23 protein-coding genes are annotated in these 23,931 nt (G+C 65.8%); 6 read left to right on the top strand and 17 right to left on the bottom strand.

What is annotated here, in order from left to right; translation table 11 throughout:
* Positions 1-14: 14 nt before the first annotated feature.
* Both ACOABP_RS15275 and ACOABP_RS15270 read right to left on the bottom strand, forming a co-directional pair.
* Complete coding sequence (locus ACOABP_RS15275) at positions 15-1,424, bottom strand: cytochrome-c peroxidase (RefSeq protein ID WP_474225931.1); 1,410 nt, start codon at positions 1,422-1,424, stop codon at positions 15-17.
* 95 nt (positions 1,425-1,519) lie between these two features.
* On the bottom strand, positions 1,520-3,712 hold the full coding sequence (locus tag ACOABP_RS15270; protein ID WP_474225929.1) for an alkaline phosphatase family protein: 2,193 nt from the start codon (positions 3,710-3,712) through the stop codon (positions 1,520-1,522).
* A gap of 357 nt (positions 3,713-4,069) precedes the next feature.
* On the opposite strand from ACOABP_RS15270, the gene ACOABP_RS15265 reads away from it, so the two are divergent.
* The gene (locus ACOABP_RS15265) at positions 4,070-5,008 is read left to right on the top strand and encodes a 2OG-Fe(II) oxygenase (protein WP_474225927.1); all 939 of its coding nucleotides are present in this window, start codon (positions 4,070-4,072) and stop codon (positions 5,006-5,008) included.
* A gap of 32 nt (positions 5,009-5,040) precedes the next feature.
* Here ACOABP_RS15265 and ACOABP_RS15260 read toward each other — a convergent pair whose 3' ends face one another.
* Together ACOABP_RS15260 and ACOABP_RS15255 are read right to left on the bottom strand one after the other, a co-directional pair.
* A complete protein-coding gene (locus ACOABP_RS15260; RefSeq protein ID WP_474225926.1) occupies positions 5,041-5,778 on the bottom strand; it encodes a CbtA family protein in 738 nt (245 codons plus the stop codon).
* Positions 5,779-5,790: 12 nt separating this feature from the next.
* Entirely contained in the window at positions 5,791-6,027 is a 237-nt protein-coding gene (locus tag ACOABP_RS15255) for a CbtB domain-containing protein (protein WP_474225925.1), read from the bottom strand.
* 232 nt (positions 6,028-6,259) lie between these two features.
* On the opposite strand from ACOABP_RS15255, the gene ACOABP_RS15250 reads away from it, so the two are divergent.
* Positions 6,260-6,847 carry a histidine phosphatase family protein gene (locus ACOABP_RS15250; RefSeq protein ID WP_474225923.1) on the top strand — a complete coding sequence of 196 codons (588 nt, stop codon included), beginning with the start codon at positions 6,260-6,262 and terminating at the stop codon, positions 6,845-6,847.
* On the opposite strand, the gene ACOABP_RS15245 is transcribed toward ACOABP_RS15250, so the two are convergent.
* Positions 6,841-7,215, bottom strand: a complete 375-nt coding sequence (locus tag ACOABP_RS15245) for a hypothetical protein (RefSeq protein WP_474225921.1) — start codon at positions 7,213-7,215, stop codon at positions 6,841-6,843. The two genes, ACOABP_RS15250 and ACOABP_RS15245, sit on opposite strands and share 7 nt — an antisense overlap.
* Positions 7,216-7,523: 308 nt before the next feature.
* On the opposite strand from ACOABP_RS15245, the gene ACOABP_RS15240 reads away from it, so the two are divergent.
* On the top strand, positions 7,524-8,258 hold the full coding sequence (locus ACOABP_RS15240) for an ABC transporter substrate-binding protein (protein ID WP_474225919.1): 735 nt from the start codon (positions 7,524-7,526) through the stop codon (positions 8,256-8,258).
* Positions 8,259-8,388: 130 nt separating this feature from the next.
* Here the strand turns inward: ACOABP_RS15240 and ACOABP_RS15235 are convergent, their stop codons facing one another.
* Together ACOABP_RS15235 and ACOABP_RS15230 are read right to left on the bottom strand one after the other, a co-directional pair.
* Positions 8,389-9,216, bottom strand: a complete 828-nt coding sequence (locus ACOABP_RS15235) for a hypothetical protein (RefSeq protein ID WP_474225918.1) — start codon at positions 9,214-9,216, stop codon at positions 8,389-8,391.
* 66 nt (positions 9,217-9,282) lie between these two features.
* A complete protein-coding gene (locus ACOABP_RS15230) occupies positions 9,283-9,876 on the bottom strand; it encodes a tetratricopeptide repeat protein (protein ID WP_474225917.1) in 594 nt (197 codons plus the stop codon).
* Between the two features lie 363 nt (positions 9,877-10,239).
* On the opposite strand from ACOABP_RS15230, the gene ACOABP_RS15225 reads away from it, so the two are divergent.
* Positions 10,240-10,410 (top strand): hypothetical protein, encoded by a 171-nt coding sequence (locus tag ACOABP_RS15225; RefSeq protein ID WP_474225916.1) that lies wholly within the window; start codon positions 10,240-10,242, stop codon positions 10,408-10,410.
* Positions 10,407-11,126, top strand: a complete 720-nt coding sequence (locus ACOABP_RS15220; RefSeq protein ID WP_474225914.1) for an SDR family NAD(P)-dependent oxidoreductase — start codon at positions 10,407-10,409, stop codon at positions 11,124-11,126. The genes ACOABP_RS15225 and ACOABP_RS15220 overlap by 4 nt, the downstream gene beginning before the upstream one ends.
* Before the next feature lie 151 nt (positions 11,127-11,277).
* On the opposite strand, the gene ACOABP_RS15215 is transcribed toward ACOABP_RS15220, so the two are convergent.
* Entirely contained in the window at positions 11,278-12,096 is an 819-nt protein-coding gene (locus ACOABP_RS15215; protein ID WP_474225912.1) for an IclR family transcriptional regulator, read from the bottom strand.
* 216 nt (positions 12,097-12,312) lie between these two features.
* On the opposite strand from ACOABP_RS15215, the gene ACOABP_RS15210 reads away from it, so the two are divergent.
* The gene (locus ACOABP_RS15210; RefSeq protein ID WP_474225910.1) at positions 12,313-13,215 is read left to right on the top strand and encodes a hypothetical protein; all 903 of its coding nucleotides are present in this window, start codon (positions 12,313-12,315) and stop codon (positions 13,213-13,215) included.
* A gap of 126 nt (positions 13,216-13,341) precedes the next feature.
* Here the strand turns inward: ACOABP_RS15210 and ACOABP_RS15205 are convergent, their stop codons facing one another.
* The 9 genes from ACOABP_RS15205 to ACOABP_RS15165 all read right to left on the bottom strand — a co-directional run bounded on the left by ACOABP_RS15205 (position 13,342) and on the right by ACOABP_RS15165 (position 23,676).
* Positions 13,342-15,252: a hypothetical protein gene (locus ACOABP_RS15205; protein ID WP_474225909.1), complete on the bottom strand. Its 1,911-nt coding sequence runs from the start codon at positions 15,250-15,252 to the stop codon at positions 13,342-13,344.
* A 21-nt stretch (positions 15,253-15,273) separates the two neighbouring features.
* Positions 15,274-16,404 (bottom strand): porin, encoded by a 1,131-nt coding sequence (locus ACOABP_RS15200; RefSeq protein WP_474225907.1) that lies wholly within the window; start codon positions 16,402-16,404, stop codon positions 15,274-15,276.
* A 127-nt stretch (positions 16,405-16,531) separates the two neighbouring features.
* Positions 16,532-17,452, bottom strand: a complete 921-nt coding sequence (locus ACOABP_RS15195; RefSeq protein WP_474225906.1) for a substrate-binding domain-containing protein — start codon at positions 17,450-17,452, stop codon at positions 16,532-16,534.
* An 11-nt stretch (positions 17,453-17,463) separates the two neighbouring features.
* Positions 17,464-18,321, bottom strand: coding sequence for an HpcH/HpaI aldolase family protein (locus ACOABP_RS15190; RefSeq protein ID WP_474225905.1), 858 nt, complete (start codon positions 18,319-18,321; stop codon positions 17,464-17,466).
* Between the two features lie 37 nt (positions 18,322-18,358).
* Positions 18,359-19,339, bottom strand: coding sequence for a DODA-type extradiol aromatic ring-opening family dioxygenase (locus tag ACOABP_RS15185; RefSeq protein WP_066738674.1), 981 nt, complete (start codon positions 19,337-19,339; stop codon positions 18,359-18,361).
* A 36-nt stretch (positions 19,340-19,375) separates the two neighbouring features.
* On the bottom strand, positions 19,376-20,695 hold the full coding sequence (locus tag ACOABP_RS15180; RefSeq protein ID WP_474225904.1) for an MFS transporter: 1,320 nt from the start codon (positions 20,693-20,695) through the stop codon (positions 19,376-19,378).
* 95 nt (positions 20,696-20,790) lie between these two features.
* Complete coding sequence (locus ACOABP_RS15175; protein ID WP_474225903.1) at positions 20,791-21,645, bottom strand: amidohydrolase family protein; 855 nt, start codon at positions 21,643-21,645, stop codon at positions 20,791-20,793.
* Positions 21,642-22,682, bottom strand: coding sequence for an amidohydrolase family protein (locus ACOABP_RS15170; RefSeq protein ID WP_474225902.1), 1,041 nt, complete (start codon positions 22,680-22,682; stop codon positions 21,642-21,644). Before ACOABP_RS15170 ends, ACOABP_RS15175 begins: the two co-directional genes overlap by 4 nt.
* Positions 22,683-22,701: 19 nt before the next feature.
* A complete protein-coding gene (locus ACOABP_RS15165) occupies positions 22,702-23,676 on the bottom strand; it encodes a PhnD/SsuA/transferrin family substrate-binding protein (RefSeq protein ID WP_474225900.1) in 975 nt (324 codons plus the stop codon).
* Positions 23,677-23,931: the final 255 nt, after the last annotated feature.

The following is a 23,931-nucleotide window of genomic DNA, read 5'->3' as shown; positions in this document are numbered from 1 at the left end:
TATGACTCGGGGTATCAGTGGGTCGAGGCGGCCTTCTGCGCGTTGGCATCGGCAAAAGCATTCGCCACCGTGTGGCCATGCGCATCGCTGTCGGCAGCATTGATCGGCGCGACGTAGCCGTCGGTGAGCGTGTTCAGGAAGGCGATCAGGTCATGCATCTCCTGATCCGTCATCGGCGGCTGGCTGCCGGCGCGGCGCTGGTCCAGCGGCATCTGGTCGTCCAGGTTGGCGCGATATTTCGCAGGCAGGTCGTTGAATTTGGCAACCTTGCCGCGTGCATCGCGCGGATACCATTTGTCCGGCGACGTATCGCGCGTGTTGTAGAAGCGGACCACCTCTTCCAGCGACCGGAACACGCCGTTGTGCATGAACGCGTGGCGCGTGGCGGCATTGCGCAGCACCGGCGTCTTGAACATGCCGCAGGTGGCTGCCGCTCCGCGGTCCTTGCCGGGGCGATGGTCGGTGCGCAGCGGCCCGCACAAGCCCAGGTCGAAGTACTTCGGATCGGCGTTGGCCGGAATGTCCATATTGCGCGGCACGCCGATGGCGGCGAACGAGTAGTCGCTGGTCATGTCCTGGCTGCCGTCGTTGCCGCCGCCCAGCAGGTGGCAGGCCATGCAGTTGCCCTTGGTGGGGTCCATGAACACGCGCAGGCCGCGGATCTCGGCATCGTTCAGCGCGCCGCCCACCTTGTTGGTGCGGTAGCGGTCGAACTTGCTGCTGTACGGGTGGAAGCTGCGATCTTCGATCTGGAACGCCTGCAGCGCCGCGCCCACCAGCGCAAACGCCTTGTCGGTATCGTCGAACACGTTCTGGCCATAGGCCTGGCGGAACGCATCTGCGTGGGCACCGTTGCGCACGGCACCGACCACGGCCGCCTTGCTGGCTGCCGCCATCTCGTTGGGCGCCAGCAGCGGAATCGCGGCCTGCTCGGCGATGGTGTTGGCGCGGCCGTCCCAGGTCAGGCCGCCGCCGGGTCCGGGCGGGCTGATCATGTCGGGGTTCTCGAACGTGTCGGAATAGGCGTTGGTGTACTCCTTGTACATCAGCGTCGGCACGGCGCGCGTGCCGGGCTGCTTGCCATCGGTGCCGCCCAGCTGCACCGACAGGTCATTGGCCGGCCCATAGGCGTGGTTGGGGTCGTGGCAGGTGGCACAGGACATCTTGCCCGAGCCCGAGAGCGATGGATCGAAGAACAGCCTGGCGCCGGCCTGCGCGGCGGGCGACAGCGGCGATGCCGGCGCGGCGGCCACGGTAGCCGACACGGGCTGCACGGCGCCAGGCTGCGCCGGGGCCTTGTGGCCGGACGCGCCCGTCTGGGCCGTCCGGGCCGGCTTGCCGGAATCGGTGGCAGGCTGGCAGGCAGCCAGCGCCACGGCAAGCAATACCGCGCAGCAGCGCGCGGCAAGTGGAAGAACACGCATGATGAGGGTGGGCGGTGGCAGCCGCCATCCATTGTCGGTTTGAACACGGCAAGCCACCCGGCCGTGGCCGGTGGCTTGCCCAGGGCTCTGACGCTTTACGACTTGATCGCCCAGATATTGGTCTGGGTAGCATCCGGGCCCGTGGCCGTGTTGTTGCCGGAGCCCACCGAACCGCTGCCGCTGCCGCCGGCCACGCTACCGCCCGACTGCAGGTCGCCGGCCTTGACCACATACTTGTGGTTCATCGGGCGAACCGAGTCGAAGTGCGTATTGGCGCTGCCCGAGTACTCTGCCAGGTTCGCCAGGTTGTCGGCGATGTACTGCTCGGTGTACTTCGAGCGGTTCATGTACGACGTCGGCACTGCGGGGTCTGCCAGGCCGAACATGTCCTGCATCGTGCGCACGAACGAGAAGTGGCTGTAGGCGTCGGAATCGACGATCTGCTTCGGCGCGCCGGGCTGGTTGGTCAGCAGCGCGAAGATGGTCGGGCCGTCGCCCTTGTTGCCGCCGTTGTAGCGCGGAACGGCCGTGGTGATTCCCTCGCCCAGTGGCGCACCGCTGGTGGAGGCACCACCCACATTCCAGCCGCAGCACGACGAACTGCCGAAGAAGCTGCTGCCTTCGTCGAACAGCATCACGATGGCCGAACGGCGGCTGGTGTTCTTCCAGACCGGCGATGCCTGGATCTGGTCCACCAGGTACTTGGCGTACGCATCGCCACGCGCGATATTGGTCGACGAGCAGGTGCCCACACCGTGGATGTCGTCGCACTGGTCCGGCACGATGTAGTTCAGCGCGCCGATATCGCCGCTCTTGAGGTCATCCTCGAACTGGTGCGTGTTCCACGTGATGCTGTTGGCCGCCGCGTAGCTGACGATCGACGCATCCCACTGGCCGCCGCTCACCGTGCGGTTCAGGTTCTTGAAAAAGTCCGGGCGGTTGCGCACGTCGTCGAAGTTGACTGCCGGGTGGTGCTTGGTCTTGTACAAGCCGGCAGGCATCGTCTCCGAGGCGCCCGAGGTGGGGTTCGGCCCCGTGATCGATGCATTGGCCACACCGTCCTTGCGCGGATCCTGGCCCGGGTTCATCGACTCGCTGTACACGCGCGCCGCCATGCCGGCCTTGTAGAGCGCCGTGAACATGTTGCGGCGGCCCTTCAGGTTGTGGACCTTGGTATCGGCATTGCTCGCCGTGACCGGCACGTAGACGTCGGTCGGCTGGTTGGCCGTGTCGCCGGCAGGCAGGCAGTTCCATGCGTTGTCGTCGGCCACGCCCCAGTCATCGGCGCTGGCCAGCGAGATGTAGTTCGGCTCGCTGGGATTGCCGGTCGAGAAGTAGTTGGCCGCCTTGTTGCCTTCCGTGTGCAGGTACTTGTAGAAGTTCGGGTAGGCCGCGTTGTCGATGGTCTGGTTGCTGTGGTTCTCGAAGATCACCACGAACAGGTGGTCGTAGCGCGGAATGCCTTCGGGGTTGAACGCGGCGTCCTGTGCAGCCTTCTGCGAGGTCACCGGGTCTGCAGCGCTGTCGCTGGCGTAGCCGCGATCCAGGATCGTGGTGGCCTGCGTGTAGCGGGCGGCCAGCGTGTTGTCCTCGACCAGCAGCGCCTTGGTGGCGGCCGCGCTGGCCAGCGAACCCGGCAACGCCACCACATCGTCGGCGTTGATGGCGACATCGGCCGTGCCGCCGGTGAAGCTCAGGCGCCCGGCGATAGCGGCCTTGGCATCGGCGAACTTCATCGATTCCGATTCCGTCAGGCGCACCGCCTCGGTGGAAAGCGGGCTGATGACCACGTCCGTACCGGCCGCAGCCTGTTCGGCGGCACTGCGCAGGATCATCTTGCTGGCCACCTTGGTATTGCCAGCCACGGGGTCGACAAACGACGCATCGGTGCCCACCACGGCCACCAGGCTTGCGGCCGGCGTGGCCAGTGTGAAGCGGCCGTTGGCGTCGGTACGCGTGGCAGCCTCGCCGGTATCGCACACGCCATTGCTGTTGGTATCGGCGCAGACCGTGGCGTTGGCATAGGTCACGGGCACGAACGTCTGGTCAACGTTGTCGCCGGTGGTGCTCTTGGCGTAGTCGACGCCGGTGGCCGACGAATTGGCCACGCCGGTCGGGTTCTTGACGGCCGCGCCGCCCACGACGCCGCTCACGGTCTGCGTGGTACCGCCGTTGCCGGTGGTGCCCGTCGACGTGGTGGCGGTGTCATCGCCGCCGCAGGCGGTCAGCAGCGCAGCAGCCGCCAGCGCGGTAAGCAAGGGGACGTAGGTAGTTTTGTTTGGGTGCATGGTTCTGGCTCGCCGGTAATCGCGCGATGGTTATAAGTGGGTCTCGAGGAGAGTCTCTTGAGCGCCGCACCAGAGGTTGCCCCGTCGCGATGGTGCTGGCGGGCGCGCCGCCTGCGCAGGAAGGCTCCGGGCCGGCGACAGCGCGAAAGCCGTCCCCAACCATGTGCAGCGGGCCAGATGCTAGAAATTGAATGTGACGATTTCGTGGAATGCTTGATGTATCAAGTTACAGAAGATTTCGACGCGACGAATCCCGATACAAAGCGGACACACGGTTGCCAGGGCAGCTGCCACGGCGCAATACTTGCGGCCGCCCCGTTTTCATCCGTCCTTGCGACTCGTGGAGGAATCCCGCTCATGCACCCCGCCCCGCACTCCGACAACGCACCCCGCCAGATGGCGACGCTCCATTTCTCGCCTGAACTGCGCGACTGGATCGTGGGGGCGCTGAAGCGTGGCGGTAAGGCACCGGAGATCGCCGAAGCGCTGGTGTCACGGCAGTTCGATCCGGCCGTGGCCCGCGCGCTGGTGGATGCCTTTGCGCGCGTGTTGCACGACGGCGGGCCGTTGCCCGAAGGCCAGATCACCGTCGAACGGATGCCGATGGCGCCGGCCGTGCCCAGGCTGCCGTATGCTTCTGTGCTTCGCGGCGGCGATCGTGAAGTGCACGTCCTGTCGCGCACGGAAAAACCTGTGGTGGCCGTGCTCGAAGGCGTGCTCAGTCATGCGGAATGCGATGCGCTAATGGCGGCGGCATGCCCACGCCTGGCGCCATCGACCATCGTCGACCCGCGTACCGGCGCGCATGTGGTCAGCGCCGACCGCAGCAGCCAGGGCATGTTCTTCCAGCTGGCCGAGTCCGCGCTGCTGGCAGCCATCGACACGCGTGTATCGGCGCTGATGCAGTTGCCCATGGAACACGGCGAGGGCCTGCAGGTGCTGCAATACCGGCCCGGTGCCGAGAGCCGGCCCCATTTTGACTTCCTGATGCCAAACAACGCGGCCAACCAGGCATCGATCGCGCGCAGCGGCCAGCGCGTGAGCACCATGGTGATCTACCTGAACGATGTGGAAGAAGGCGGCGAAACGGTGTTTCCGGAAATTGGCCTGATGGTGGTGCCGCGCAAGGGCAATGCGGTGTACTTCGAGTATTGCGACAGCAACGGGCAGCTCGACGGCAAGACGCTTCACGCCGCGGCCCCGGTTGCGCGAGGCGAAAAATGGGTGGCTACCAAGTGGATGCGACAGCGGCGCTTTGTGTCCGCGGCCGAAGAGGCGCAGATCGCATCGATGTAGGACGCGGGCCAGCCAGCCGCCGGCCCTGCGCGCTATGCGCGACGGCGCGGCGCCATCACCGGTTCGGCCAGATGGGCGAACACAATGCCCAGCGCCGCCCACAGCACCGCCTGGATGCCGAACGCCGCCACGCGGTATTGCCACAGCAGCGTGGCCGGAAAATGCTCGGGCACCTCGTTGATCTCGGGCAGCAGCGCATGTGCCAGCGCACCCAGCACCACGAAGATCGCGCCGGCGGCCAGGCCCACGGTCCAGCCGTCCCGGCGCGCGGCCAGCCGGCGAGCCACCACCACCGCCACCACCATGGCCGCCAGCGACACGGCGATCATCGAAAAGAACAGCGCCGTGCGCAGGCCGATGGTCGACGGATCGCCGATGGCCGGCGGATTCGGCGGGTACTTGAAGAACGGCACCAGCACGATCGCGATATAGCCAAGCAGCGCCAGCAGCGCCGAGGTTGCCCGTGGACCCAGCGCCCCCAAGGCGCCCATGCGGCCGTGGACGAACGCGAAGACCAGCGCGAACAATCCGCCCAGCGCGGCGCCGAACACGCCCAGCCCGACAAACAGGCCGACGCCCGACTGCGTGTCGCGGCTGACCAGTTCGGGCATCTCGTGCGCATGGCTGCCGCCCATCGCATGGGTGGCCTGTTCCTCGAAGGCGATGGCCGCCTCCACCTGCGGTTCACCCACCACGCGAGCGAACGCAAAGGCCAGCAGGCTGGCCACAAAGCCCGCGATCATGCCGCGGACCAGCAGACTTCTCACCATGAAGGGGCCTTCTCAGTGGCAGGGAAAGCCAAGCAGATGGCGGCCGTCGTGCACGAACTCGTGCACGTACATGGTATTGAAGATGGCGGCGGCGCCCTCTTCCACACCCACGAAGTAGATCGCCAGAAGCAGCAGCATGCCGCCGAAGATGGCCCAGGGCAGCAGTTCGCGAACGGGAATCGTGACCGGCGCGAGGTTCGGCGCAATGGCCGGCGCAAGGGTGGCGCTTGCAGTAGCGCTTGCGTGCATGAGGATTCTCCTTGAGGATGACGCGTCCCGTGATGGATCGATGTGCCCGAGGAGAAGGTCTGACTTGCCAGCGCTGCCCGCGATATCACGCAGGCAGGCCGGAATACAGTGGCGCGACCGTGCCGGAATCTCACCGGCTTCCTCTCGTCGGAGTGCGTGCATTCTAGTCGAGGGACTGCCGATCCACCTAATCGCCATCATCCAGTTACCACCCAGCCCGCTGCCAGACGTCATGCCCCGCCGCCTCACCCTGCTCTGTGTACCCGCCACGGCCGCCCTGCGTGCCGGGTACTTTCCCGCCGACGACGGGCTCGATGCAGACAATCTCGTCCAGCTGGCCGGGTGGGCCGGCAAACCCGGCCGGCCAGACCGCGTGCTGTGCAGCCCGATGGCGTGCGCGCGCGACACGGCGCGGGCCCTGGGCCTGACTGCCACGGTGGAAGATGCCTTGCGGGAAGTGGACTACGGACGCTGGCGCGGGCGGTCGCTCAAGGAAATCGGCGCCGCCGAACCCGACGCGCTGGCCGCATGGCTGTCCGATCCGGAGATGAATGCGCACGGTGGCGAGTCGCTGGCAGCAGTCATCGACCGTGCCGGCCTGTGGCTGTCGCGCCACGAACCCGGCCATACGCTGGCCGTGACCCATGCCAGCGTGATCCGCGCCGTTGTCGTGCAGGCGATGGGGGCACCGGCGCGAGCCGCCATGCAACTCGATGTCGCTCCGCTGACGCTCACCACGCTGTCAGGCCATGGCGCCGCGTGGCGCGTGATGTCGGTCGCCGTGCCGGTCGTCGCGCAGTCTTCCGCCCCGCCTTACTGAGTGGGACAGTTGGTCGCCCCGCCCTGGTCGGTATTGCGGAAGGTCACCATCAGCCGGCTGTCCTTTGCCATCATCAGCGTGTTGCCGTAGGTCACGGTTGGCATGAACGCGATATCGGGGGCCACGGCCACCGGCGGCTGCCGTTCGGCATCGACGGTCAGCACCAGTTCGACGGTATAGCTGTCGACGGCGGCGCCCTGTGGCGACTGCGCAAACTTCTGGCGGAACGCGCACATGTCGCGCGTAATGGTGTCGAGCGCCGCCTGCACGGATACCGACTTGCCGGGCGGGATGGGCGCGGTATTGCACCCCGCCAGCAGCACGGAAGCCAGACTCGCCAGGACAGTGAAGCGCAAGGGCCGGATCATCGATATCTCCCGCACGGTGGGCGCCGTTGATGCGATGCACTCTACTGCCCACCCGAGCGGCGCTCCATTGGCCCGAAGGCCAACCCTGATTGCCTTTTCATGCGCGGACAGCCGATGCAAGGCGTGGGACGCGCGACATGCTTCCTTCTCGACGGCCCTAATTGAGCCTCTTGAATCACTTTATATCAGGTCGATCAGCGCGTCATGCCGGGTACGCCGCAGACGCGGCTGCGCCTGGTCGTGCGACTGCTGCTGGAAAACATGGCGCGAAACATGGAGGATGCTGAATGTAACAACCAAGGAACGACATGACTGCTGACAAGGCCATTCTCGATGCCTTCGCCCCGACCGGCGTGCTGCGCGCATCGATCAACCTGGGTAACCCGGTGCTGGCGCATCGCAAGGACGGCGGCAGTGCCGGCGGCGTCTCCGTGGAACTGGCGACGGCGCTGGCCGCACGGCTTGGCGTGAAGCTGGAACTGGTGGTGGTGGAGACGGCCGGCAAGTCGGTGGATGTGGTCTCGAACGAGGAGGCCGATATCGGTTTCTTCGCCATCGACCCCAAGCGCGGCGCCACCATTGCGTTCACGGCGCCGTATGTGCTCATCGAGGGCTACTACATGGTGCGCGACGATTCGCCGGTGCGCGCCAATGCCGATGTCGACCGTGCTGGTACGCGGGTGGTGGTTGGCAAGGGTAGCGCCTATGACCTCTACCTGACGCGCGAACTGCAGCACGCCGAGATTGTGCGCGCGCCGTCGTCGCAGACCGTGGTAAAGACCTTTCTGGAAGAACAACTCGACGTGGCCGCCGGCGTGAAGCAGCAATTGGAGGCCGACACTGCCGGCATGAGCGGGCTGCGCCTGCTGGGCGAGCGCTTCATGGTGATCCGCCAGGCGATGGGCGTGCATAAGTCGCGCGGCGAGGCTGCGGCGGCTTATCTGGCGAAATTCGTCGAGGAGATGAAGGCATCGGGCCAGGTGGCCGCTGCCTTGCAGAAGCACAACATCCAGGGCGCCAACGTGGCACCGGCCGAAGGCTGAAACGGCTGCGGGGGGGGCGGGGAGAAACGGAAGGAACGGGATGCCAGGGCCTGGCCCTGGCAGATCCCCCCGCGCTCGGGTCCCCGTGTTGCTGCAAACGGGACCCGGCGCGGGAGATTGTCCGGCAGGATTACGAGCCGACCTTCAGCTGGCCGCCGCGACCCAGACCGCCCTTGACTTCCTGCGCCTTGTAGTTGCGCAGCGACACCACCATGTTGTTGTAGGCGTCCATGAATGCCGCCACGGTGGCCTTGCCTTCAGGCGTACGCGAGAAGCCACCCAGGCCGCCGGCTGCACCACCGCCGAACGCGCCCAGTGCCGCGCCGAAGTTCGTCGCCGTGGCATTGCCTTCCGAGATCGACAGTTGCACGCCCGAGCGGATGTCGAACATGGTCAGCGTCACGACCGAAGCCTTGCTCGCCATGGCACCGCCAACCAGCGCGCCAACGCTGCCGAACAGGCTGCCCACGCCGGCGGCGAGTTGGCCCGTGGGGTCGTTGTCGATGATGATGGCCGGTTCCATGTAGTAGTCGGCGGCCACGCGCTGGCCCTTCTGCTGCTTCGAACCGGCGCGGAATTCGCCCGAGTTGCGCTGCTTGTCGGTGATGTTCGACAGCTTGCTTTCCGTGCGGTTGTTGCCCACGGAGGTGATCACGAAGCAGTTCGACTGCTGCACGGCCAGGCGGATCAGCGGCTCGATGGTCGTGATCTTCGTGGTGGCGCCAAAGCTTGCATACCATTCCTTGCCACGACCATCGTCAACGGCCAGCGTGCCCAGCGGCGTATCGCAACGCTCCAGCGTCGGGTTGGCGTTCACGCTGGTTGCGCCGCCTGCTGCGCCGGTGGCAGCCGTAGGCGCCGTGCCGGTGCTGATCGAGCCACCACCCATGTTGGCACAGCCGGCCAGCACCAGTGACGCGGCGAGTGCAGCCGCGCGCAGAGAGATCTTCTTGGACATGAATTCGCGTTCCTGTTGACGGAAGTGAAAGGAAAAGTCAGGGAGGGAAGAAATGGCGCCCGGCGCTTAGCGCTGGTACCAGCCGGAGGGGCCCCAGACCCAGTAATACGGATAGCCGCTGTACCACGCGTACCACGACGTGCGGTAGGCCTCGCGCACGCGGTACAGGGCCTGCTCATCCTTCTTGGCGGCCTGGGCCTGCGGAATCAGCGCCGCGGCTTCCTTGTTGCCCTTGGAGGCGGCACGGGTCAGCCATGCCTCGGCTTCGGCCGGGTCGGAGCCCATTTCCTCGAAGCCCATCAGATAGAGGCGGCCCAGCGCCAACTGCGCCTGCACATGGCCGTTGTCACCGGCCTTGCGCATCCATTCCAGCGCCTGGTAGGTGTTGCGCTCGACGCCGTCGCCGCGCAGCAGGCGCAGGCCCAGGTCATAGGCCGCATTCGGATTGCCCTCTGCCTTTTCCGCCAGCGCCTGCATGCGGCGATCGGATTCGGTGGGGCCTGCCGGGGTAAAGGTGGCGACGCGCCGGTCCTGCTCCGAGCAGGCATTGCCATTGCACAGGCGCACCGTCGGCGACCGCGACAGCTGCGATTCCGGCGCCTGGGCGCAGGCGGCCAGACCTAGAACTGCCGTAAATACCAAATGAACCAAAACACGCATTAAACAACCACCCCGTAGTTTTGTTTAGTTTTTATTCGATTTGCTACAACAGCACATTGTAAGCAAACGTTTAGATTGTAACCATAGTACATGTAGCGATTGCAATACTTTGTACCAATCGCGACCCTGCCGGCCGCCTGGGCGTTCCCAATACGCAACAGCAATCATTCGCTTTTGTATTGACCCTGACGGCTCTGAAATAGGGAAACTCCCACTTTCAGGCGGCTTTGCGCGACGACTACGATGGCCTTGAACGTCCATATCGTAGTCAAAATGTCCATATAATGGACATCAAACCAATGCCCCCTCGAAACATGGCGCGGCATCGCGGCGCCGGCCAACACCCCGCCCGAAGTCGTCAAGGTGCTGCGCGCGGCGGCGGCAGCCACGGCCAGGGAGCCCGCGCTGCGTGAAACGCTCGACAAGCAGAACCTGGGCTACGCCTATGCCGACCAGGACGAGTTCAAGGCGGCCATCGCCCAAGACGACGCGTATTTCAAATCGCTGATCGCCAAGTTCGGAATGCGCCAATGACTTTTGACTCCCGACTCTTCGAAGGCCGGCGCGCGCTGGTCACGGGCGCGACGCAGGGGATTGGCGCGGGCGTGGCCAACCGGCTGGCCGAACTGGGCGCGCGGGTCACCGCCAGCGGCATCGATCGTGGCGACGGCTCGCTGGCCGCCGGCATCGACGTGAAAATCGCCGACGTCAGCAAGGAAGGCGACGTAGCCGACCTGGTGGGCAGCTTCGATGCGCTCGATATCGTCGTGAACTGCGCCGGCATTATCCGGCGCGGGGCTGAGCACGACCCGGACGTCTTTGCGCAGGTACTGGCCGTGAACCTGACCGGCACCATGCGCATCTGCAGCGCCGCACGGCCGCTGCTGGCGCAACGGCGCGGCACCATCGTCAATACGGCATCGATGCTGAGCTTTTTCGGTGGATCGCTGGTGCCGGGCTACGCGGCCAGCAAGGGTGGCGTGGCACAGCTGACCAAGTCGCTGGCGCTGGCCTACGCGCAGGAGGGTATCCGCGTCAATGCCGTAGCGCCAGGCTGGATTGCCACCCCGCTGACCCAGGCACTGCAGAACGACCCGGCGCGCACCGAACCGATCCTCTCGCGCACGCCGCTGGGCCGCTGGGGCACACCGCGCGATGTCGCCGACGTGGTGGCCTTCCTGTGCTCGCCCGCCGCGGCATTCATGACCGGGGTGATCCTGCCGGTGGATGGAGGATACCTGGTGGCTTGAAGCCGCGATGGGCTTCTTCGTCCTTCCATGCAATGCAACAGGGGCGGGAAGAAGGCAGTGCCTTTGAATTTGCAATCGTCGCGGGTTGAGCCGCCTGCCCTCTCCCCCTGGCCCCTCTCCCGCATGCGTGAGAGGGGAGCCATCCGTCCTCTCACATATTCCGCGCAGCGGCCAGTGCCGGCGCCTCGGCCACGCGGCGCGAGATTTCGCGGCAGGCTTCGATCAGCGGCTTCACATAGGCCGCGTCGGGATCGGGCTTCTGGCGGAAGCGCAGCGTGCTGACACTGACCGCCGCCACCGGCTGCCCCTGCGGATCGACCACGGGCGCGCCGAAGCAATAGATGCCCGCCTCGTTCTCCTCGGCATCGACCGACCATCCCTGCAGCCGGAACTGCTCCACCTGCGCCCTCAGCGCATCGGGCGTCATGATCGTATCGGGCATATAGCGTGTAAAGGTCAGCCGGGCGATCAGCGCATCGCGTGCGGCGGGCTGCAGCGCGCTCAGGTAGGCCTTGCCGACCGCCGTCGAGTGCATCGATACCGACGTGCCGATGCGCGATGCCATGCGTACCGCGCTGGTGCTCTCCAGCTTCTCGATATAGATCATCGTGGTGTCGTTCGGCACGGCCAGATGCACGGTCTCGCCGGTCAGGTCGCGGAGCGCCTTGAGCGCGTCCATCGCGGCCAGGCGCAGGTCCGAGCGCGACCAGCTGCGGCTCGCGAGCTGCATGAGCCGCGTGCCCAACGCCAGCACGCCGGTTGCCGGATGTTCCTGCAGCATCCCCTCCGCCACCAATGCCGCCACGATGCGGTAGACCGTGGGACGCGGATAGCCCGACACGCGCGCCAGCCCGGCCACCGTCATCGGTTCGTCGGCGTCGGCCACGAGCTGCAGGACTTCCATGAACTTCGAGAAGGCGGCGGTGCCGGCCACCTTGGCAGAGGTCGCGGACGGTGTCGATGCAGGCATGTTCGGATCAAAGAGGCACTCTGTCACGCATTATCGCCCACACGTTCCCCGGTTGCGCGAAAAGTGCCAGCGAATCTGCGTTTTGTGTAGAGGCACGCGCGCGCACCTTCCCTACCATGCGATGGCACGCAGGCATCGCGCCGTGTGTGCCGGCCAGTACAAGAGTCGATCACGACCCTGGCCGTCGATACCCATACCAGTCCAACGGACGGAGACATGACACCCAACATCAGAACGGCGCAAAGCGCCGCGCTTGGCCTTGCCCTGGCCTGCTGCCTTGCGACTCCCGGCCATGCCGAGGATATTCCCGCACCCGCCCCGAACGCACCGCCGTCCGGATACGTCCAGCCGGTCAACTGGAACGATACCTACCTTGGCTACCGCTGGGCGCCAAATTCGTACTTTCCGGGCAGCGACCACAAGGTCGTGCAGAACATCGGCTTCCTGAACACCGTGGGTGGCTTCAAGTACGGCAGCTACTTCTTCAACGTCGAATACCTGGTCTCTGACAAGAACAACCCCGAGGCCAACGGCACCGGCGGCGCGCAGGAAATCTACAGCGTCGGCCGTGTCGAGTGGAGCGCCAGCAAGATCCTGGGCCGCCCGCTGGACTACGGCGTGATCCACGATGCCGGCCTGGTCACCGGTTTCGACTTCAGCGCCAAGAACGATGCATTCGGCAACCGGGCGCGGATGTTCATCCTGGGCCCGTCCATCGACTTCGCCGTGCCGCGCGGCTTCTGGAACGTGATGCTGGGCCTGCGCACCGAATCGAACCACAACGGCATCTCGCACACCGACGTCACCTACTCCACGGCCTTCCACGCCGAAAGCACCTGGAACGTGCCATTCCACGTGGCATCGGCGCCGCTGGTCTTCAAGGGCTTCGTCAGCCTGACCGGCCCCAAGGGCAAGGACGGCTTCCATACCGAGACCAAGACCGAACTGCTGATGCGCACATCGCTGCTGCTCGACGTCGGCGCCCTGGCCGGCCATCCGCGCGTGGTCTACATGGGACCCGGCTACGAGTACTGGCACAACATGTTCGGCACGCCGTCGAGCGAGGCGCCGGGCACCATGCGGTCGCAGGTGATGCTGGTGACGGAGGTGCATTTCTGAGGGCCTTCCGTTCCCCTACGGCAGCGCCCGCTTCGGCGGGCGTTTTTTTTGGGCGATGCGCGCCGCAATAAAAAAAAACGCCGTGCAAGCACGGCGCCCAAAGCACTATCGCTACATCGACAGGATTCAATGGCTGGGGACGAACAACGGCATGGCCTCTTCCCAGACCGTATCGGTCAACGGCTTCTTGTCCGATCCGTCGGCGTTCATCAGCCAGTTCTGGCCGTCCGGCTGGAACGTGAAGTCGTAGAGCGCCACTTCGTCGCGGTAGCCGTAGATGCCCGAGTTGTAGAGGATGCGGCCGTCCCACGTCCAGACCGCGTGGCCATCGTTGGCGCCGTGCGTGGTCAGGCGGGTCAGCTGGGTGCCGTCGGGGCGGATCGTGAACACGTCATAGTTGTACCGGTTGGGGTTCGACGGATCCACCAGCTTGCGCGTGAAGACGATCCGGCTGCCGTCCGGCGACCAGCCCGGCGTGTTGTCTGGCTCGGTAGTCAGCGTGGTGATGGCGCGCGTGTTCACGTCGATGATGCGCAAGCCCACTTCGGTCGGGCTCCACACGCGGTAGACCAGCTTCGAGCCGTCCGGCGAATAGCTCGGGAAGCCCGAATTGATGGTGCCGTCGGTCAGGAATTCCGGCACGCCGTTCATGCTGCCGTCGGTCTTGATGCGGGCGATGCGGCCCGGGCCTGCGGCGCGCGTCAGGAACCACTGGCCCACCCCGAACGCCACCCACTTGCGGTCGGGCGACCAGGTGGGCTGGAAGGCCCCCGCCAGCCCCTTGGCGATCAGCGCCGGATCCACACCGCTGGTGACGGGGTCATAGATGCGGGTATAGCCCGTGAAATCGGGGTTGATCGTGGCGATGGAGCCATTGATCGCCTTTTCCGTGTAGACCAGCTTCTGGCGGTCGCGCGACAGTTGAGGGAACACGTCGGTGTACTTGTATTCCCAGTTGCGGTCGAAGCTGTACAGCGTCGTGCCGTTGGTCCGCGCCGGCTGGAATGCCACCTTCTCGTAGACCATGCGCAGGCCATCGGCCGAATAGTGCGGCGAACGCAGGCCACTGCCGGCTGTAGAACGGAATGCCCCCGCCGTGGTGTAGATGCCTTCCGTCGCCCCGCCCTTCACGTGCCAGGCAATCGTGCCGCCGTCCAGGTACTGCGGGAACACCTTGTAACCCGGCCCCGAGGTCAGCGTCGTCTTCTCCAGCGTCAGGACGTTCACCGACACCACCTGCGAACTGACCGCGTTGATCAGCTCCGGACGGTGCGCGCCCCAGGTGGCTTCCTGCGTCGACTCGTAGAACACCAGGCTCGCGCCATCGGGCGACCAGGTGGGGGATCCATCCGCATAGCCAGGGTTGCTGGCAACTTTCCTGAAACCGGAGCCATCGGGCCGAATCACGTAGATCGCGCTTTCCTGCGTACGCTCCCAGCCGTTGGGCAGGTCGTGGCCGCGCCAGTCGGTACCCACGTCGGACGAGAATGCCAGCCATTGCCCGTCCGGGGACCACGACGGCCGGAAGTAACCATGCGGCTTGCTGGGGTCGAACGGCAGCGATCCGGTGACGTTCTTCAACGCGCCGGTGGCGATATTCAGCGTCCAGATATTTGCCGTGGCCCAGCCGTCGGCGCCCTTGCGCGAAGACACGAAGGCAATCACATTCGCGTCGGTGGGCGAGAACACCGCCTGGTCGTCCACGGCGATATGGTCGGTCAGCCGCTGCAGGTGCGTGCCGTCGATCTTGACGCGGAACAGGTTTGACTGGCCCAGGCCGTCACGTTCCGACGTGAAGACCACCCACTGCCCGTCCTTCGAAAACGAGGCGTGATAGTCGAAGCCCGTGGTGCCCAGCAGCTTGTGCTCGCCCGTGCCATCGGCGTTCGATACATAGAGTTCGGAACTGACCGGACCGATGCGGTTCAGCAGCAGCTCGCCCCTGGTTGCGGAGCCGGCCTGCGCCGGCGTGGCCGACAGCGCGGTCATTGCCGCCGCCACCGCGATGGCGGTCAGGATGTTATGTGTTGTTTTCATCGTGTTGTCTCCCGCGTTGCATTAGAACACGTGCCGGATGCCGGCCATGACGGATTGTTCGGAGCCGCCCGGCAGCGGCGGCGTGCCCGGCGGATTCGAGCTGACCGGGGCCGCCAGCGTGCCGCTGTTCTTGATCATCGACGCCGACAGGTACACCAGCGTGCGCTTCGAGAACGTGTAGCTGCCGCGCAGCGTGACAAGCACGGCCTTGTTGGGCGATTCCTCGAACTTGTTCATCGCCACCATGCCGTCGATCGTGAACGCCTTGGCGACCGGCTGCGACGCGACGATCCAGTACAGGTTGCTCCTGGGTGTGGTGCTGCCTTCGTTGATGCGCTTGAGCCAGCCGGCGCCAAGTTGCGTTTCGCCGAGTTGCAGGTAGCCGTTGACGGTCAGGCGGCTGTCGGTCAGGTCCGAGTTGACCAGGCCGCCGTACGTGGCTGCCGTGCCGCCATAGATGCGCTCCCAGGCGCTGACAATGCCCCAGTTGCCACCGTTGTACTTCAGGTAGGCCGAATACTCGCGGCACTGCCTGGCGTCGCCCGGCACTTCGCCCGCGCAGTTGGTGGCGGCCGGGTTGTTGCCCGATGCCGCGTCGCGCCCGAAGCTGTAGTTCAGGCCGCCGCTGATCGGCCCGTAGGCGCCCCGGTACGAGATGGAGTTGTCGGCGCGGGCGTTCGGAATGCCGGCATCGAGCACACCCAGGCCCTGCGACGCCGCCGCAAAGATATCGGCATCGAGCATGCCGTAGTAGCGCATCGTGTACTGGCGGCCGAAACTGATGGTGCCCCAGTCGTTCTGCAGCCCCACCCAGGCCTGGCGGCCAAACATGCGCGACTGGCTCTGCCCGCCCGTATCGACCATGATGCCGCCCTCCAGCGTGAACAGCGCCTTGAGTCCGCCACCCAGGTCCTCCACACCCTTGACGCCCCAGCGCGATGGTGCCCCGCCGTACCCCATGCGCATCTGGCTGCCCGTGGTATTGGGTCCGGTCTGCGCGCCGTGGATGTACTCGACGCCAACGTCCACCAGTCCGTACAGCGTGATGGACGTCGGCTGCGGCACGTTCTGCGGTTGCTGCCCGACCTGCGCCCATGCGGGCGTGGTCACCAGCGCCGCGCCGCATACGCATGCGGCGATCCCTTGCTTCATTCTCTGTCTCCTCTGTTTTTATTTATGGATGGTTGCCGGGCGCGCCGCCATGCCTGCCGGCGCGCCGTCCCTTCTTTTTCTGGTGTGGCTTTCCCCCTCCCCGTGCGCTTGCGGTGCGCTGCCGGCGTCAGCCCAGGCTGCCCGTCACGTCGTCGAACAGCTCATCCACCGACAGGCGGCGCGGAATGATGCGCTGGTCCAGCGCCCAGTCGATGGCAAGCTGGATGCCCTTGCGATTGGCTTCGAGCCCGATGGGCGGAAAGACGGCAGGCACTCCGCCCTCGGCCTGTGCCCGGCTCTCGACGATCATCCGGTACAGCTCGCGCACGATGTCCGGCCGCTGTTTCGAGATGTCCTGATGCACCACGAACATGTGGTTGATCGGCACCACGCCTTCGCGCGCAAACCAGTCGCGGGCGGCATCCTGCGCGTTCGGAACCAGCGTGCGCACACGGGCGTCCCGGGGCATGTCCTCGCCCAGCAGCGCGGCCGCCAGCTCGCCGCCGAGCATCATGTCGGGGATCGACGAACCCTTCGGCAGGCGCTGGCAGTTGGCCGGATCGGTGTACTCGGCCAGGTGGCCATCGTTGAGCGTCATCCAGGTGACCTTGTCCAGGTCCACGCCGTATTCGTGGCGCAGGATGCCGCGAATCCACAGCGCGGTGGTCTGGGTGTAGGTGCGCACCCCTACCCGCTTCCCCTCGATGTCCTTCGGGTCGAGATGGCCGAAATCGATATTGAAGCCGGCGCAGTGATGCTGGAAGCGGCCCGAGATCGGCGTAGGCAGCAGCACGTACGGCTTGCCGTAGGCCTTCGCCTGCAAGAACGTGACGATGGCCAGTTCGCCCGCATCGAACGCGTTCTCGCGCACCATCGCCTTGAAGCCGTTATGCGCGGGCGTGGGGCCGCAGAAGTCCAGCCTGACCCGATCGGACGACACGCGGCCGTCGCGCAGCGCCTGCGTGACCTTGTACTCGGCCAGGTTGGTGCGCAGCGTGGGCACGCCATCGAGCGCGGCAATCACGGCGGAGCTGGAAGCCGAAGTCATGGCGGCCCCCATCAGTAGCCTGCCATCTCGCGCGCCGCACCGGCCACGCCGTAGCTCTTGAGCGGCGCCGACATCAGCATGCGGTAGCCCTCCTCCAGCAGCCGCTTGTGGTTCTTGGCATTGACGTGCGGATTGCCCACCACCACGTTGTGCTTGCGGCAGGTCTCCACGATCTGGCGCATCGCGTCGGCCACCTCGGGGTGGTCATACTGGCGCGGAAAGCCCAGTTGCTGGCTCAGGTCGCCTTCGCCGATCAGGATGAAACCGATGCCGGGCACGTTCGCCAGCATGTCGTCGAGGTTCTCGATGGCCTCGGTGCTCTCGCACATCAGTCCCACCAGGATCTCGCCCTCGGGTGCCAGCGGCCAGACGTCGGCGCGGCGGTAGTACTCGGGCATCGACAGGCCCCAGTAGCGCGCGGCGTTGGCCGGGCCGTCGCCACGAATGCCCTTGGGTTCGTACAGCGGCGCGTGCTTCGGCCGTGCATAGCGGCAGGCGGCCACCGCATTGTAGGCCTGCTCCACCGTCGACACGTGCGGCCAGATCACGCCATAGCAGCCACGGTCCAGCACCTGCTTGGCGAACGACTGGTTCATCTCGGCGCCGTTGGCCGGGATGCGCGCAATCGGGGTCACGCCCGGCGCCATCGAGCCGCGTTCGGCGATGGCCTTGCGGTTCAGCATGTACTGCAGCGCATCGCCCAGCGCCGATACGTCGTACGGGTTGTGTTCCATCTCGAACACGACGCCGTCATAGGGCGCATCGCTCATCTCGATGGCGGTCTGCTTGTCCAGCTTGGAAAATGCCGCGTAGGCGGGCTTGCCCGATTCGAAGGCGCGGATGATGCCGTTCAGGCGGTTGTCGCTCATGGTGTCTGTTCCTTGACGAATGTGTGAACCAGGCCGGTCAGGCCTTCCAGTACATGAAGCCCATGCCCTCGCCGGTGCCGGCCGGCGTGCGCCAGCACGGCACGTAGTCCACCAGCGTCATGGCGGCGCCGGTTTCCTGCAGCGCCTTCATCACGCTGACGTAGAGCTTGATCTCGGAGGTGCCCGACTGGTACGAGCGGTTGTCCACGGCGGCCAGGCCGTCGTAGTCGTAATCGGCCAGCATCTTCATGATGCGGTGGTCGAATTCCTCGTCGTTGACGAAGTGCGACAGCCCGCCCGATGCGAAGATGCCCACCCGCACGTCTTCGGGCCACGCCGCGATGGCGTCGCGCAGCACGCGGCCGAACTCGATGCAACGCGACATCGACGGCTGCGTCGGCGGGTAGAAGCAGTTCATGATCACCGGCACATGCGGCGGCGGGTTGTCGCCCATGATCTGGTGGTAGACAAAGCTGTACGCATGCGGCACCACCGGGTACTCGGGCAGCGGCTTCATCCACACGTTGTCGGGCCAGGCGAACAGATCGGTCAGGTCGAAGTTCTCGCGCTGGAAGTATTCGATCAGGTAGGTCGCCAGCTGCGGATGGCACGGGTGCACCACATGGTGATCGGGCGCGTAGACGGCGCGCTGCGGCGGCCCGTTGTGGACTTCCTTGCCGCTGTAGATCGCAATCGACGGCGAGAAGTCCGTGAAGATCTCCTTCTGGTCCTTGCCCAGGATGATCGCCACGTCGATATCGGCCTCGCGGTACGCGGCAGCCATGGTGTCCAGCGCCACGCGGCAGCGCGCGGCCCGCGCGGTGCGCTCTTCCAGCGTCAGGTATTTCTCGAAGGCAGCCTCGCGATGCGCCTCCAGTTCAGGGTACGTCCAGGTACGGTTGCGGAACCACAGCTCGGGGTTGGCGCGGTCGCGCTCGCCGTTCTTGAGCCAGTCCTCGGGCGCCTGACCGAGCATGCCGCTATGCGGCACGGCCATCCCGAATACGATTTTCGCCATAACGATTCTTCAGAAGTTTGATGGGTTCAGGGGTGTTCAGGCCTCGGCCGCATGCGGGCGCTCCTGCGCCTCGGTCAGCCGTGGCGCCCATTCCGGGCGAAACAGGATGGCGGTAGCCAGTGCGCCGATGACCAGGAAGACGAGGATCACGAGCATCGGCAGGTCGTAGCTGCCGCTCACATGCAGCAGCCAGCCCGACAGGCTCGCCGCCACGCCGCCGGCCAGGCTGGTAGCCACCTGCTGCACGCCGGTCACCAGACCGATGGCGGGTTTCGGGATCAGGGTCAGGCGCGACAGCGCCAGGTTGTTGGCCGTGGTCAGGCCCAGCAGCGACAGCGACAGCACGTTCCAGAACAGCGCCATCTCCAGCGACCTGGCCTGGGCGCCCAGCAGCACCGTGCAGCCGCCGATAAAGCCGCCGATGATGAAGATCTTGCGCACCCGCACCGCGTCGTGGCCCCGGGCGATGATCCGGTCCGCCGCCCAGCCCGCCACGGCGGCCACGATGGCAATGCCCGCGAAGCTGACAAACGTGTAGACGCCCGACTCCTTGAGCGACAAACCGCGTTGCTCCACCAGGTAGGCCGGCATCCAGCTCATGCAGTAGAACGTGAAGTAGCCGTAGCAGAAGTTCGTGATCAGGCCGCCCCACACCACCGGGCTTGCCAGGATGCTGCCCAGCGACACCGCGCTGGCCCTGCGATGCGCCACCGCCAGCTCCGCCTTGGACGGAAAGTCGTTGCGCACCAGCAGCAGCCACGGCGCCAGCCAGATCAGGCCCACCACGCCGGTCGCCACGAACATGAACTGCCACGAGTAGTTGACGATCAGCCAGGCTCCGACCGGTGCGCCAATGGCCGGGCCGAACTTGTTGCCCATGGCAAGGATGCCCACGGCCAGGCCGTTCTGGCTTTCGTCGAAGTTGTTGCGGATCCAGCGGTAGCTGGCCGGAATGACGATGGCTTCGGCCATGCCGATGATCAGCCGCATTGCCACCAGCCCCGCCAACGCGGTGACCGCGCCCATCAGCGCCGTTGCCACGCACCAGGCGGCAAAGCACAGCGCGTACGGCCATTTCACGCCATAGCGGTCGGCCACCCAGCCCATCGGCACCTGGAACAGGCCGTACGACCAGAAGAAGGCCGAGTTGATCCAGCCGCGATCCACGCTGGACAGCCCGAACTCCCTGACGAACGCCGTATCGGCCAGCGCCGACGCGATACTGGTGCGGTCGACAAAGGAAATCAGTACGCCGGTGGCGAGCAGCGCCAGGATCGTCCACCGGCTCAGCGCCTGCTGTGGCGGCTGGATCGATGGCGATGCCGATGGCGACCGCGTTGATTGGGTTGTCTCCATGTCTTCTATTTGGAATGTACTGCGATGCTTCATGCAGGCCGCCATCGGCGGCGGCCTGCCCCCTGCTGCGCTGCCGCCCCGCAAGGGCGGGCAGATCAGGCCAGGCCCGGATAGAGCTTTTGCGCGGTCTTGCCGAAGATCCACGCGCGCTCGGTCTCGTTCAGGCAGGCCAGCCCTTCGCGCGCCGTTGCCAGGATCTCGGCCAGCGTGCCCGGCGAGGTCGGGAAGTTCGACCCCCAGGCAAGACGTCCCGCGCCAAAGGCCTCCACCACGCGCGGGAAGAACGTCCCGGCGCTGGCGCGCTCTTTCTTCACATCGCCGAAGATGCGGGGCGTGAGCTTCAGGTAGATGTTCTCCAGCGCCGCCAGGTCGAACAGGCTTTGCGCGTTCGCATACGGTGGGCCGTCGGCCACTTCGGGGCGGCCCAGGTGATCGAGCAGGATGCGCACCGTGGGAAAGCGCTTCGCCAGCGCCGTCACCTGCGGTAGCCCCACCGGACCGGTCTGGATGCACATCGTCAGCCCCAATTCGCCACACAGCTCCCAGGCCGGAAATGCGCGCGGATCGTCCAGTTCGCTCGGATCGAAGTCTTTTGTGCTGCCGCCCGTGAACAGGCGCAAGCCGGCCAGGCCGCGCTCCACCCACTCGCGGATGCGCTGCGGCGCGTCGGGCTGCAGTACGTCGACCGAGCCCACCGCGACCAGCCGGCCGGCATACTGGTTGCAGCCGTCCACCACGTAGCTGTTGTCGAAACCGTACGTGGTGGACGAATGCACCACCGCGGCCCTGGCAACGCCGGCCGCATCCATTGCAGCGATCAGCGTCTGGACCGTGGTCGGCCGCTCCTTCGACCATTCCGAGCGCTTGCCGAACAGCGGTGCCGGCGGATAGCGTTTCTCGTCGTCGGAAATGATGTGCGGGTGGATATCGATGATCTGTGGCGATGTCATGCCAGGGCTCCCTGCGTGGCGCGTGCCTTCAGGCGGGCATCCAGGCGCGGGTACACGCGGCGCGCATTGCCTTCGAAGATGTTGTGGCGGTCGGCATCGCTGAGCGCCGCGCAGGCGTCCAGGTAGCGCTTGGTGTCGTCGAAGTTGAAGCCGGTGTCGGGATCCTTGCCGCGTACGGCGCCGATCATCTCCGAGCCGAACAGCACGTTGCTGGACGGAATCACCTTGGTCAGCAGTTCCACGCCGGGGTGGTGGTAGACGCACGAATCGAAGAACACGTTGTCGAGCAGCCCCTCCAGCGGACGCTCGCGCATTTCCAGCGACATGCCGCGATATCGGCCCCAGTGGTAAGGCACCGCACCGCCCCCGTGCGGAATCACGAGGCGCAGCGTGGGAAAGTCCTTGAACAGGTCGCCTTGCAGCAGCTGCATGAAGGCCGACGTATCGGCATTCAGGTAGTGCGCGCCCGTGCCATGGGCGCACGGGTTGCACGACGCCGCCACGTGGATCATGGCCGGCACGTCCAGGTCGACCAGCGCCTCGTAGAGCGGATACCACGAGCGGTCGGTCATCGGCTTGCCGGTCCAGTAGCCGCCCGATGGGTCGGGATTCAGGTTGCAGCCGACAAAGCCCAGCTGCTCCACGCAGCGGCGCAGTTCGGGGACGCAGTTGGCCGGATCTGCGCCGGGCGACTGCGGCAACTGGCAGACCGGCGCGAAGTTGTCGGGGTACATCTCGGTGACGCGGTAGACCAGGTCGTTCGAAATCTCGGCCCACTCCAGGCTGGTGCGCTCGTTGCCCAGGTGGTGGCTCATCAGGCCCGCAATCGGCGAGAACAGCGTCAGGTCGCTGCCGCGCTCCTTCTGCAGTCGAAGCTGGCCGTTGCCAACACCTTCGCGGATCTCGTCGTCGGACACATGCGCGCCCGACAGCGGCGGCGCGTTGGCGATGTCGTCGGCGCTATCCACCTGTTTGGCGCGCCAGGCGCGGAACGATGCGGGGACGGTCGTGAAATGACCGTGGCAGTCGATGATCATGATGCGTTTCCGTATGGGTTCAGCGGGCCAGTGGGTCCACGAACAGTTCGTGGACAGCCATGCGGCGCGGGGTCAGGCCCTGCTTGAAAGCCGTGGCTTCGAGCGTTTCGATGGTCTTGATGTTCTCCGCCAGGCCGTACGGCAGCGGGTCGTGGCCGACGATCTTGCGAAGCTCCAAGTACTTCCTGTCGCTGGCGCTGGTGGCCTCGCCGGCATCGAGCCGGGCCAGCCATTCCTGCTTGGCCTGCGCAAAGGCGTCGTAGATCGACCTGGCAATCCACGGGTGCTCGGCCAGCACCGAATCCTTGACCACGATGGTCCCGTGCATCGGATAGACGCCGGTACGCGCGTAGTACTCCGATTCCAGCTCTGCCGCGTTGGGCAGCAGGTCCGGGTAATCGGCCTCGACTTCCTTCCAGCCGCCGGTCGGCGCGCCAATGCGGCCGATACCGGCCGCTGCCGCAAAGCCGGCCACCAGTTCGCCGCTGGCCATCATGTCGGCCAGCGAGGTGCCAGCCGGAGCGTGGATCACGTTCGACGGCAGCTTCAGCTGCGTCACGTGCTCTTCGTCATCGACCACCCAGGTCACCTTCGAGGCATCGAGCCCGAATTCGTCGATCAGCACCTGGCGCGTCCATACGCCGGTGGTCACCGAGTAGGCGCGCACGCCCACCTGCTTGCCTTCGAGGTCTTTCGGATGCCGGATGCCGGCGTCGGGCCGTACGAGCAGCCCGCCGTGGTGGAAACGGCGCACCACGAAGATCGGCAGCGCCACGAACGGCGCGCCGTAGGCCCGGGCGATGATGTAGGTGGTGGGCGCCAGTTCGCAGACATCGAACTCGACATCGCGCACCATGCGGCGGAAGGCGCCGATCTGCGGCTGCACCGTGATGAATTCGGCATCCACGCCTTCGATGGGAATGGTGCCGTTGCGGATGGCCGAGGTATGCGGGTGCTCGGCAATCGCGATCTTGAGCGGGACTTTCTTTGCCAACTGCTTCTCCTTTGGGTATCTCGCGTCCGCCGCGCCAGATCACGGGGCTGGCACCGGACGCGTCGTCTCGATGGAGAGCAAGAATATTGAGCACGCAGCGCCGCGTCCCTACACAAAACAGAGATTCACTGGGACTTTTGTGAACGGGCGCGAAGTCGGGGCACAATGACCGCCACAGACCCGCGCGCGCGGCTAGGGGTCATCCCTGAGCCGGGCGGGAAGTGCCAGCAAAGCTGCGTTTTGTGCAAGGACGCA

It is taken from the genome of Cupriavidus sp. HE11, from assembly GCF_056097175.1.
Note: the sequence above shows the minus strand (reverse complement) of the source record. Positions and strands in the feature narration are given on the sequence as shown.